This window comes from Ensifer sp. KUDG1, from assembly GCF_050434285.1.
GTDB lineage: Bacteria > Pseudomonadota > Alphaproteobacteria > Rhizobiales > Rhizobiaceae > Ensifer.
In genome coordinates this window covers 64605-76103 of sequence record NZ_JBNDIG010000011.1, presented here as the reverse complement: position 1 = coordinate 76103, position 11499 = coordinate 64605, and the positions used below count along the sequence as shown (strand labels likewise).

Sequence of the window (11499 nt, the reverse complement as noted above, 5' to 3'; positions counted from 1 at the left end):
GTCAACAGCAGGACCAGATCCCGTGCCATCCTATATTTCGATCGAGAACCTGGCGAAGTCCTATGGCGTCGTCACGGCCGTCAACAACATCAACTTGGGCATCGAGAAGGGCGAGTTCTTCTCGCTTCTCGGCCCCTCGGGCTGCGGAAAATCGACGCTGCTCAGGATGATCGCCGGCTTCGAGACGCCGACCTCGGGCGCGATCAGGCTGGAAGGGGCCGATGTCACCGACGTGCCGGCGCACAAGCGCCCGACCAACATGATGTTCCAGTCCTATGCGCTGTTTCCGCATCTGACCGTTGGCAAGAACATCGCATTCGGATTGCAACAGGACGGGCTCGACAAGAGCGAAATCCGGAAGCGGGTCGACGAGGTGGCTGAAAAGCTGCAACTGACGGCACTTCTCGATCGCAAGCCGGTGCAGCTTTCCGGCGGCCAGCGCCAGCGCGTGGCGCTTGCCCGCGCGCTGGTCAAGCGGCCGAAGGTGCTGCTGCTCGACGAACCCTTGGGCGCGCTCGACAAGAACCTGCGCACGGAAACCCAGCTCGAACTCGTGCGCCTGCAGCGCGAGCTCGGTCTCACCTTCATCATCGTCACCCACGACCAGCACGAGGCGATGACCGTCTCCACCCGCATCGCCATCATGAAGCAGGGACAGGTGCTGCAGGTCGGTTCACCTTCCGAAGTCTATGAGGCGCCGCGGTCGCGCTACGTCGCGAAGTTCCTTGGCGAAACCAATGTCTTTGCCGGTGGACGCGCGGAGCGGAGCGGCGAAGAACTGCGGATCGACAGCGATGAGGCTGGCGGCGGCGTCCGCGCCGCCTTCACCGACCGGGTGGCGCTCGACCGGCCGTTCTGGGTTTCCGTCCGCCCCGAACGGGTGGAACTTGCGACTTCGGGCAGCGGCCTTGAAGGCACCGTGGAGCAGCTCACCTACACCGGCGTCGAGCGGCACTATCGCGTGCGGCTGAAGTCGGGCGCGACACTCGACGCGCGTCGGGTCAACCTCGGCGCCGAAAGCGATCTCGCGGTCGGCGATCAGGTGTTTGCAAGCTGGCCGCCGCAGGCAAGCCGGCTGCTGGCCGAATAGGAGAGCACCATGACTTCCGTTTCGGCATCGCCCGCAAAGGCGAACTGGGGCAAACGCCTGCTGATCGCCATTCCCTATGCCTGGCTTCTCGTCCTTTTCCTCGCCCCCTTCGCACTGGTCGCCGGCATCAGCCTCTCGACCGTGCGGCTCGGCATGCCGCCCTTCGAGCCGCTGACCGCCTGGGACGGATCGATCCTCAATCTCAGGCTCAACTTCGAGAACTTCCTCTACGTTCTCACCGACGACACCTATCTGCTCGCCTATCTGACGAGCCTGAAGATCGCGGCGATTTCGACGGCCGCCATGCTGTTCATCGCTTATCCGCTCGCCTATGGCATCGCCTCCTGCTCGCCCTCCTCCAGATCGCTGCTGGTTTTCCTGGTAATCGTGCCGTTCTGGAGCTCGATGCTGATCCGCGTCTATTCCTGGATGAGCATCCTCAGGAACGACGGCCTCTTGAACATGCTGTTGTTGAAGATCGGCCTCATCAGCGAGCCGCTGCGCATCCTCAACACCGAGACGGCGATCTATATCGGCATCGTCTATACCTACCTGCCCTTCATGGTGCTGCCGATCTATTCGACCTTGAGCAGCGCCGACCGCACCCTGATTGAGGCCGCCCGCGATCTCGGCTGCTCGCGCATCTCCGCCTTCTGGCGGGTCACCCTCCCCTTGAGCCTGCCGGGCGTGCTCGCCGGCTGCGCGCTGGTCTTCATCCCGGTCGTCGGCGAATTCGTGATCCCGGATTTGCTCGGCGGGGCCGACACGCAGATGATCGGCCGCGCCATCTGGCTCGAATTCTTCAACAACCGCGACTGGCCGATGGCGGCTGCCGTGACGATCGTGCTGCTCGCCCTTCTGGTCGTGCCGATCGTCTATTTCCAATCGCGCCAATCGCGCGAACAAGGCTGAGGAGCAAGCGATGACCAAACCAAGCTGGTTCAATCGGCTGTCGATCCTGTTCGGCCTTGCCTTCCTCTATCTGCCGATCGTCGTGCTCGTCGTTTACAGCTTCAACGGTTCGAAGCTCGTGACAGTCTGGGGCGGCTTCTCCACCCAATGGTACGCGACCGTTCTCAACAATCCCTCGATCATCGAGGGCGCGAAGGTCAGCTTCCTGGTCGCGGCGGTCTCTGCCACCGCCGCAACCCTTCTCGGCACGCTTGCCGCCGTCGTCATGGTGCGGCTGCGACGCTTCCGCGGTCGGGCGCTCTTGAACGGCATGCTGCTTGCGCCGATGGTGATGCCCGAGGTGGTGATGGCCGTCTCGATGCTTCTGATGTTCGTGACGCTCGGGATCGACCGCGGGCCGCTGACGATCACGCTGGCGCACACGACCTTCACGCTCTGCTTTGCGACCGTCGTCTTGCAATCGCGGCTGGTCGAACTCGACCCGTCGCTCGAAGAGGCCGCCCGTGACCTCGGTTGCCCACCGGCGAAAGCCTTCGTCAGCGTCGCCTTACCGAACATGATCCCGGCGCTCGTCTCGGCCTGGCTTCTGTCCTTCACCCTGTCGCTGGATGATCTGGTGATCTCAAGCTTCACCACCGGGCCGGGTGCCTCGACCCTGCCGATGAAGATCTATTCGCAGATCAAGTTCGGCGTGACGCCGGAGATCAACGCGATCTCGACAATCATCCTCGGCATAGTCGTGCTGGGATTGGTGGCAGCCCAACTCGTCTCGCGGCGCTCCGAACAACGGGTAAGCGCCGCTACTTGAGGTATCTCCGGGGAAGAGGGTCTTCTCCGGAATTGCCGACGCAAAGCGCGAGGGTCAGTGCGGTCTCAGCGCGCCAGCCGGCGAAAGATAGGTAGCCAGCGGATCTTCAAACGCGTTGCTCGCTGAAGACACGGCGTCGATGAACAGCGAGAACAGCGCCGTCTGCGACGTGATGTCGAGCTTGGCGTAGAGGTTGCGGCGATGCAGCTTGACGGTTGCCGGCGAGATGCCGAGTTTTTCGGCGGCACCCTTGACCGAGTAACCGCGCAGGATCATCTGCGCCACCTGGCACTCGCGGTCGGTCAGCAGGCTCCGGCCAAAATTGCGCACCGCCTGCGCCAGGGCGCTTTGCAGCGGCGAGCCGTCGTCGCCCAGACTTTCGGGCCTCAGATCGCGATAGTGCCGAAGCACGGCCATGCTGATGAGCGGGGCGGCACTCTGCAGGAAATCCTGGTCTTCGCCACTGAAAGCCGCATGCGCATGGCGCCGCGCCAGAGAGATTGCGATCTTCGTGTCGGCATCGATACCGATGAAAACGTTGAATTCGTCGTGCAGGCCCGAATGCCGGTAGTAGTCGCGATAATATTGCGACCGGTCGAAGGACGGATCAATCTGCCGCAGGCGGTAAAGCCCGTCGTCGCCGTTGTCGAGCGCCAGCCGGTAGAACGGGTCCATCCGGTACGGCCCCTGCAGATAGGCACGGATATCCGACAGCCCCCTGTCCGTGCGCCAGTCGTTGTAAAGGATCTTCGGCGCGGCGTCGCGTCGGTAGAGGAGCATCAGGCCGGCATCGATCGCGATGTGCCGCTTGAGCGAGTGTGTCAGACGGTCCTGGAAATCCGAGCGGCCCACCCCCTCCATCAGCGACAGCGCCAGATCGCCCACGCCAGACACCTGCTGCGTCGGCGCGCAGACTTTGATGATCGTATTATCGTTCATGTTGTTCTCCTCCAAGCACAGACTAGGTGAAGGTTCGGCCGGTCGCAAGTAACGGATTTTCACTACGGGATTTCCAAAACTATCTTTTGGCGAACCAAAACAACGTCCTAGGTGGCGGACACCCGGCCGTGCGGGGCCTTGCGGCGCGGGACAGACAGCGTGCCGAGGCCCGAACCTAGCCCTTTGGCGTATTCCGACCTGCGATCCCGGCGCCTAGAAAAATGATGCAAGCCGGACAGTAGATCCGCGGCAGGCAAGGCGGCACGGGACTGCCGAGACGGCATATTGCTCTCGGCCATCTGGTCGTTCCGCAGAAGAATGAAGCAACGAAACCCTGGCGCGTGGCCGATCGACTTGGCGCTCGTCTTTCTGAACTGGAGTGAACATGTCGAAGGTCATCAAACTCGGGCGCGATGGTGTCGGCCTCAACGCGCTCGAAAAATGCAGCGTCGTGCCGCCGGAGGCGATCCTCTCGGGCTTTGCGGACGAACTCGGCGACGTGCATTTCGAAAGCCCCGACAAGGCCGTCATCATCGGCACATGGCAGTCGACGCCCTACGCAGAAATGCTCTCCTATCCCGATGGCAACGAATACAGCGTCATCCTCTCGGGCAAGGTTGCGATCACCAACCCGGACGGATCGGTCGAGACCTTTTCAGCCGGCGAAAGCTACATCCTGCCGGCCGGCGTCGAGGTTCGTTTCGAGGTGATCGAAACAATGCGCAAGGTCTACGTCCTCTACACCGCCCCTGCAGCGAAGTGATGTGAGGCGTCCCCATGACCAAGGTGAGAAGCAAAGCTCTTGCAGATGTGACGATGACGCCCTTCTGGCTCGACCGGCCGGATGCGCCTGAGCCGCGAGAGCGCCTGTCGCGACATCTGAAAGCCGACCTGCTCGTCGTCGGCGGCGGTTTTACCGGATTGTGGGGCGCCATCCAGGCAAAGCAGCGCCGGCCCGAGATCGAGGTCGTGCTGATCGAGAAGGGCTCGGTCGCCAACGGCGCTTCGGGCCGGCCGGGCGGCGTGGTCTCGACCTCGGTGATGCATGGGCTTTCGAACGCCGTGCGCATTTTCCCGAAGGACATCGCGGCTCTCGAGAAGCTCGGCCAGGAGAACATGCACGGCTTCCTTGCGACGCTTGAGGAGCATGCGATCGACTGTCATGCCGAGTGGGGCGGGGAGCTGACCGTCGCGGTCGACGATGCTCATATCGAGGCGCTGCACGAGGAGCACGAACTTCACCTGAAATACGGTCATGAGGCGGCCTTCCTCGATCAGAGCGCCGTCCGCGCCGAAATCAATTCACCGCGCTACAAAGCCGGCGTCTGGTCGAAGCATATCTGCGGCACGGTCCACCCTGCCCTGCTCGCCTTCGGGCTGAAGCGGGTCGCGCTCACGCTCGGTGTCCGGATCTTCGAGAACACCGAACTGACCGGTCTCGAAGACCTCGGCGACCGGATGAAGGCGCACACGCCTTCGGGCAGCGTAACCGCGCCGAAAGTGCTGCTCGCCACCAATGCCTTTGCCTCGGGCCACAGGAAGATCAAAAACAGGGTCGTCGCCGTGCGCGACCGGGTGCTTGCGACGGAGCCCCTGTCGGCAGACCAGATGGCATCCATCGGCTGGAGCCATCGCCAGGGCGTCTACGACACGCGCACCCAGATGAACTACATGCGGCTCACCAAAGACAACCGCATCATCTTCGGCGGGCGCCTCGCCTATGCCTTTGCCGGCGATCCGTTTCCATCGGTCGACCGGGAGCTCGATACCTATGAGCCGCTGGCCGCAGCGTTCTTCGATACCTTCCCGCAGCTCGAAGGCCTGCGCTTCACCCATGCCTGGAGCGGTCCGATCGATCTCAGCACCCGCATGGCCGTACATTTCCAGCGCTACCATGACGAGAAGGTCGTCTACGCCGGCGGCTATTCCGGCTTCGGCGTTTCGGCCTCGCGTTTCGGCGCGCGCATCGCGCTCGACATTCTCGACGGCTCGAAGACCCCGGAGAGCCGGCTGGATTTCGCCACCAGCCTTCCGAACACGATCCCGCCCGAGCCGTTCCGCTGGCTCGGCGCACAGATCACCATGTATGCGCTCGACACCGCCGACAAATCCGGCGGCTGGCGCAGGCCGTGGCTGAAGATGGTCTCGGCCATGGGCTTCCCGCTCAGTTGAGCATGTGTTTTCCGGCGCTTTCGACGGGCAAGCGGAGCCGAAACCTTCGGCTCCGTCACCGGCCGATGGCGGCGTCGCATCCGGCCCGGGCGCAGCGGTGGTAGTAAATCGTTAACCATGATTAGATAGCCAAAGCTACCCATTCCGCTGGCTGATTCGCGAGCGTTCGTAGCACCGGCGGCACCCATGCGACAAACACCGCTCGCGGTTCTTTCCAAACGCCTCGGCCTTTTCACGGCACTAGCTTCCCTTGCCTTCTCGACGCCTGCGCTTGCCCAGTCCGTTTGGACCGGGGGAGCCGACAATGAATTCGGCAACGGCGCGAACTGGGCGCCGGCCCTGCCCGGTGCTAACGACGCAGCGGAGGTCAACGCCGGTTCTCCGCAGGTCAACGACAGCCGCACGATCCGCCAGCTCGGCGTCGACGGCGGCAATGCCACCATCTCCAATACCGGCGCGCTGACCGTCAAGAACGGCAGCACGATCAATTCGGGAAGCGTCAGCATCAACGCAGGCGGCGCACTCACCTCCGATGTCGAACTGAACGGCGGCAGCCTGTCGATCGACGGGGACCTCAACGGACGGCTGACGCTGAACAACGGCAACGTGTCGGTGAACGGAACGCTGGACAGCGCCAGCGTCGGCAACGCCACGTCGCTCTCCAACAACGGCCAGGTCGGTGACGTCAACGTCTCGGCCGGGGGTACTTTCGTGAACAACACCGGCGCCGTCGCCGGCGCGACGGTGAATGCCGGTACCGCCTCCAACGCCGGAACGATGAGCTCGCTCACCAACACCCAAGGGAATTTCACCAACAACACCGGCGGCACCATCACCGGGAAAACGACGGTGTCGGGCGGAACCGTCACCAACAACTTCGTCGTCACCGATGCGGATGTCGCGGCCGCCGCAGCCTTCGTCAACAACAATGGCGCAACGGCGGGCGCGATTACCAACGCCGGCACGGTCTCGAACGCCGGCACCATCGCGTCGGTGCGCAACGACGCCGGAAGCTTCACCAACAATTTCGGCGGCAAAGTAACCGGCGAGACGACGGTCTCTGGCGGCGCCGTTACCAACAATGCGACACTTGGTACGGTGACCGTCGGTGCGAACGGCACCTTCACAAATACCTCGGGGGCGAACGCAGGAGCCGTCACCAACAGCGGGTCCGCGTCGAATGCCGGCACGATCGCCGGACTGACCAACACGGCCGGAAACTTCGCCAACAATGCCGGCGGCACCATCACCGGGAAGACGACGGTTGCAGGCGGCACCGTGACGAACAACTTCGTCGTCACCGACGCCGACGTCGCGGCCGCCGCCGCCTTCGTCAACAACAGCGGCGCCGTCGCCGGCAACGTCACCAACGCCGGCACCCTGTCGAATGCGGGCACCATCGCATCCGTGCGCAACGATGGCGGATCCTTCACCAACAACGGCAACGGCATAGTGACCGGAAAGACAACCGTTGCCGGCGGCAGCGTCGTCAACAATGCGGCGCTCGCAGACGTCGAGATCGGCGCCAACGGTACGTTCACCAACAACAGCGGTGCGACTGCCGCGGCCGTCTCCAACGACGGCACCGGGTCGAACGACGGAACCATTGCCTCGCTCGCAAACAGCGGCGGCCTGTTCCAAAACACCGGCACCATCAGCGGCGCGGCAAGCATCACCGGTGGCACGCTCGTCAATCAGGGCACCATCGCCGGGACGGTCCAAATCTTCGACGGCGGTCTCTTGTCCGGCAGCGGCATCGTCGGCGGCCTGACGGTCAATGCCGGCGGCGTGGTCTCGCCAGGCCCGGGCATCGCGGTTGCCACCGTCAACGGCGACCTGACGTTCCGTTCGGGCTCGATCTATCAGGTGGATGTGGATGCGGCGGGGCAATCCGACCGCCTGGCCGTTTCGGGCGCGCTTTCGATTGAGGGGGGCAGGCTCGCGGTCCTCGCAGGCAGCGGCGTCTATGACCTGTCGACGAGTTACACGATCGTTTCCGCCGGCACGGTCAGCGGCCGGTTCGACGCGGTGACCAGCAATCTTGCCTTCCTTTCGCCGACGCTGACCTATGGCGCCACCGGCATCGATCTGACGCTCGACCGCAACGACGTTGCCTTCGCCGACCTTGCAGAAACCGCCAACGGGCGCGCAACGGCAAGCGCCGTCGAAGCATTGGGCGTCACGAACCCGCTCACGCTGGCCGTGCTCTCGCTGGATGATGCAACGGCCGCTAGCGCCTTTTCCCAGCTGAGCGGAGAAGTCCACGCCTCGGTCAAGAGCGCGCTGATGTGGGACAGCCGCTTTCCGCGAGACGCCATTCTGGAGCGCGCGAGCTCCGCCGTCTCGACCCTTCAGGAAACCGAGGACGCCATCTTCTGGACGTCGGGTTTTGCAGGCACGGGCCATTTGTCCGGTGACGGCAACGCCGCCGCTATCGATAGCCGTACGACAGGTGTTCTCGTCGGCGCCGATATGGCGGTTTCCGACGATTGGCGCCTCGGCGGGATCCTCGGCTACAGCCATCTCACCGTTCAGCCGCAGGCGCGCGTCGACGCCTACCATGCCGGCCTCTACGGATATGGGAACATCGGGGCGCTGAACCTTGCAGGCGGTGCAATCTATAGCCACAACGAAGTCTCGTCCAAGCGTGACCTCGCCTTCGGCTCGTTCGCCGATCACTTGACCGCCGACTACGACGGCACCGTTGCACAGGTTTTCGCCGACCTTTCCTTCACGCTGAGTGCGGACGACGTCAGGCTGCAGCCGTTCGCAAACCTGGCCTATGTCTATCTGGATACCGATGCGTTCAAGGAAAACGGTGGCTCCGCGGCACTGTCGGGAGAGGCGGCCTCCGACGACGCCATGCTCACGACCATCGGCCTGCGCTGGTGGGCGGATCTGCCGGTAGACCAGATGCCGGTTTCGGTTTCTGCCTCCGGCATGCTCGGATGGCGCCATGCGGAAGGCGACCTTTCGCCGTCCGCGCGCCTCGCCTTTGCCGGTGGTAGCCCCTTCACCATTGCGGGCGTTCCCATCGCCCGCGATGCGCTGGTCGTGGAAGCGGGCATTTCCGCCCGGCTCTCCCAATCAACCCGGTTGGCAATCACCTATCTCGGCGAATTCGGCGACGGCGCGCGGTCGAGCGCCGGCCGCGCAAACCTGATCGTCGATTTCTAAATCGCATGTCCACCAAGGCCGGCAACGACCGACCGAGGCCGCTTCACGGCTGAACCTTGGCGACCGACCCGGCTCCGGCAAAGAGGTCCGGGTAGGAGCGTTCCAGCGTTCCGGCGATCGCAGCGGCGAAGCGTTCGTTGGCGATCCGGTTCGGGTGTGCATCCGACGGCGACACCCACAGCGTTTCGGGAACGAGATCCTCGACCGACGGGCGAAGATCGAGGAAGGGAACCTTCTCGCTTTCGGCGATCTTTTCGACCGCGCCGGTGACTTCCGGGAACGGATACTGCTTGACTTCGTGCAGTTCTGGATAGTTGACGATCACAAGCTTGATGCCGCGCTCGCGGCAGAAGCTGATCAGCCGCCGCATGGCATCCTGCCCTTCCGTCCAGCCGGGCTGGTCGGCTTCATAGAGGCCCCGGTAATAGGCCTTCCAGTCCGCCCGGCCGAGGAAGATGCGCGAGATCTTGTCGACCGCCGAGGCGAGCACGACATAGGCCTGCGAATATTCGCCCCAGCCGACCTGGTGACGACGCGGCGTCGGCTCGGCATCGTTGATGAAATAGTTGAGCACGACCACATCCGGCTTGAGCTCGATGCCCTTGGTCATGAAGTAGGCGACTTCCATCTGGGTGTTGTAGTTGCCGACACCGGTGTTGATCACCTCGTATTTCGGCGCCCCCTGGCTGCCGCCGTTGAGGACCGTTTCCAGCAGCCTGGACGGCGTGTCTTCCTCTTTGACGCCCCAGCCGAAGGTCAGCGAATCCCCGAGCATCATCACGCGCGTCGTTCCCGCGGTCACCGGGCCGATTTCGCGATTGCGCAGACCGACGGAGTTGATGCTGACCGGCACACCCATGAACACGCCGCTCGAATTGGGAATGTGCTCGTGGCCGATCGCCGGCTCGGCGCTGACCCGTTTCAGGTCGCGGGCGTATTTCCACATCTCGAGGTCGAAATCCATGCCGTTGTCAAAGACGGTGCGCGCCATGCCTTCGATCATGAGACCGCAGAGCGCCAGGCTGAAAGCCGTCGCGAGAACAGCAAGCAGGGCACGTTTGAGAATGGAGGACTTCCGGACGCTGTTTTGTTCCATTTGAACGACACGTGTTGCATTGGAATTCATCGGATCTTCCTTTCAGGTCCGCCGATTACTGTCCGACCTGAGAAAACTTCAGGCAATCAGGCTCCACAGGAGCGGTTTTTACGAAGGGGTGCTCGCCGACCGTCAGGCCCTTGCCGCCGCTCCAATCATTGACCAGCCACTGGTCGATCGCTTCCGCGACAAGGAAATGTCCGAGCGGAGAAAGGTGCTTGTCGCCGATGCCATAGGTTTTCATCGGATCGTTGGCAGAGAGCTTTTCGGTCGGATCGACCACGTACACGCCGGGCGTCGCAGCGGCGAACGCCTTGATCATTTCACGTTGTTTTTCCGGCTGCAGGCCGTCGTCGCGGCCAGCCAGTTCCGCCCAACCCGGCAGGATGACGACGAGCAGCTCGGCGCCGTTGGCGCGGGCGTCGTCGGCAAGCCGGACGAACAGGCGCCGCGTCAGCTCGATCGCGTGGCCGATGTCGCGGCGCGACGCCCGGTCGCCGACATAGGGTCTGAGCAGCGTCGAATAGAACCAGTTGTAGAGCTTGCTGTTCTGCCACAGGTACAGATGCGCCTGCAAAGCGAGGCTGGGCTTCTTCGTTCCGCTGCCGGCCGGCTCGACGGTGATGTCGACCGACGACGGCGTCAGCACCGCGCGCTCGGCATTGTCCTCGAGGTCGGTGCTGAGCGAGAGGCCGACGACGACGAGTTTATGAGGGATGCTGTGGCCCTTGTCCTCGTAGACCCGGATCTCGTTCGGCTGGCCGTAGCCGCCGGTGCCGTAGTTCTTGAGAAGCAGCTGCGGGTGCCATGCGTTCAGCAGCGAACTGAAGGTTTCGCTTTCCTTGACGAGCGAGCCGCGCACCATGGAATCCCCAAGCACGAACACCGGAGACCCCGTTCCCGTCGCATTGTCGCGGAAACCGTCGCTGTTGATCTGGACGCGGTTCCAGGGGTCGAGCGGGCTGAAGCGCTCGAAATAGCTGTTGCCCGGTATTTCGGTATAGCCATAGAGCGGATGCGACTGATGTCGCGCCCGTGGCACGCCGCAATAGACATATTCGCCCTCGCCGACCGGAAGCTGCAGGCTCGGCACCATACGTAGCAGCATCTCGCACAGCAGGATGGCGACAAGGCCCGAGACGAGAATGATCAGCCCATCCATGATGCCGCCGAAATTGCGCGAACGGCGCATGCGCTTCAGGGTGCCGCTCGACGAGGGCTTGTTCTGATCGATGAAATCCGCAGGCGTCGCCGTCGGATTGTTGTTGTTGAGCGCATCCTGACGTTCGGCTTTTCGGGACATGT

At 63.3% G+C, this 11499-nt stretch carries 9 protein-coding genes; 6 read left to right on the top strand and 3 right to left on the bottom strand.

Going from position 1 to position 11499, the window contains the following annotated elements:
- Window positions 1-22: 22 nt before the first annotated feature.
- Genes M2267_RS24410 through M2267_RS24400 form a run of 3 tightly spaced genes read left to right on the top strand, consistent with a single transcriptional unit; the run spans window position 23 to window position 2810 of the window.
- The gene (locus M2267_RS24410) at window positions 23-1090 is read left to right on the top strand and encodes an ABC transporter ATP-binding protein (RefSeq protein ID WP_429117930.1); all 1068 of its coding nucleotides are present in this window, start codon (window positions 23-25) and stop codon (window positions 1088-1090) included.
- A 9-nt stretch (window positions 1091-1099) separates the two neighbouring features.
- Window positions 1100-2002, top strand: a complete 903-nt coding sequence (locus M2267_RS24405) for an ABC transporter permease subunit (RefSeq protein ID WP_429117927.1) — start codon at window positions 1100-1102, stop codon at window positions 2000-2002.
- Between the two features lie 10 nt (window positions 2003-2012).
- Window positions 2013-2810: an ABC transporter permease gene (locus M2267_RS24400; protein ID WP_429117923.1), complete on the top strand. Its 798-nt coding sequence runs from the start codon at window positions 2013-2015 to the stop codon at window positions 2808-2810.
- Between the two features lie 54 nt (window positions 2811-2864).
- Here M2267_RS24400 and M2267_RS24395 read toward each other — a convergent pair whose 3' ends face one another.
- Window positions 2865-3749, bottom strand: coding sequence for a helix-turn-helix transcriptional regulator (locus M2267_RS24395; RefSeq protein ID WP_402321194.1), 885 nt, complete (start codon window positions 3747-3749; stop codon window positions 2865-2867).
- Between the two features lie 385 nt (window positions 3750-4134).
- Here M2267_RS24395 and M2267_RS24390 point away from each other — a divergent pair, with 385 nt between their 5' ends.
- From M2267_RS24390 to M2267_RS24380, 3 genes are all read left to right on the top strand, one after another.
- On the top strand, window positions 4135-4512 hold the full coding sequence (locus M2267_RS24390) for a cupin domain-containing protein (RefSeq protein ID WP_429117919.1): 378 nt from the start codon (window positions 4135-4137) through the stop codon (window positions 4510-4512).
- 14 nt (window positions 4513-4526) lie between these two features.
- Window positions 4527-5921 (top strand): NAD(P)/FAD-dependent oxidoreductase, encoded by a 1395-nt coding sequence (locus tag M2267_RS24385; RefSeq protein WP_429117916.1) that lies wholly within the window; start codon window positions 4527-4529, stop codon window positions 5919-5921.
- A gap of 186 nt (window positions 5922-6107) precedes the next feature.
- A complete protein-coding gene (locus M2267_RS24380) occupies window positions 6108-9098 on the top strand; it encodes an autotransporter outer membrane beta-barrel domain-containing protein (RefSeq protein WP_429117913.1) in 2991 nt (996 codons plus the stop codon).
- 43 nt (window positions 9099-9141) lie between these two features.
- Here the strand turns inward: M2267_RS24380 and M2267_RS24375 are convergent, their stop codons facing one another.
- Together M2267_RS24375 and M2267_RS24370 are read right to left on the bottom strand one after the other, a co-directional pair.
- Window positions 9142-10224 carry an SGNH/GDSL hydrolase family protein gene (locus M2267_RS24375; RefSeq protein ID WP_192449369.1) on the bottom strand — a complete coding sequence of 361 codons (1083 nt, stop codon included), beginning with the start codon at window positions 10222-10224 and terminating at the stop codon, window positions 9142-9144.
- Between the two features lie 25 nt (window positions 10225-10249).
- On the bottom strand, window positions 10250-11497 hold the full coding sequence (locus tag M2267_RS24370; RefSeq protein ID WP_429117911.1) for a hypothetical protein: 1248 nt from the start codon (window positions 11495-11497) through the stop codon (window positions 10250-10252).
- Between the last annotated feature and the right edge of the window lie 2 nt (window positions 11498-11499).

What these genes read in the sequence shown, in the direction of transcription:
- M2267_RS24405 (WP_429117927.1), top strand. Translation starts at nt 1,100, where the DNA reads ATGACTTCCGTTTCGGCATCGCCCGCAAAGGCGAACTGGGGCAAACGC.
- M2267_RS24375 (WP_192449369.1), bottom strand. Translation starts at nt 10,224, where the DNA reads ATGAATTCCAATGCAACACGTGTCGTTCAAATGGAACAAAACAGCGTC.
- M2267_RS24385 (WP_429117916.1), top strand. Translation starts at nt 4,527, where the DNA reads ATGACCAAGGTGAGAAGCAAAGCTCTTGCAGATGTGACGATGACGCCC.
- M2267_RS24400 (WP_429117923.1), top strand. Translation starts at nt 2,013, where the DNA reads ATGACCAAACCAAGCTGGTTCAATCGGCTGTCGATCCTGTTCGGCCTT.
- M2267_RS24370 (WP_429117911.1), bottom strand. Translation starts at nt 11,497, where the DNA reads ATGTCCCGAAAAGCCGAACGTCAGGATGCGCTCAACAACAACAATCCG.
- M2267_RS24395 (WP_402321194.1), bottom strand. Translation starts at nt 3,749, where the DNA reads ATGAACGATAATACGATCATCAAAGTCTGCGCGCCGACGCAGCAGGTG.
- M2267_RS24380 (WP_429117913.1), top strand. Translation starts at nt 6,108, where the DNA reads ATGCGACAAACACCGCTCGCGGTTCTTTCCAAACGCCTCGGCCTTTTC.
- M2267_RS24390 (WP_429117919.1), top strand. Translation starts at nt 4,135, where the DNA reads ATGTCGAAGGTCATCAAACTCGGGCGCGATGGTGTCGGCCTCAACGCG.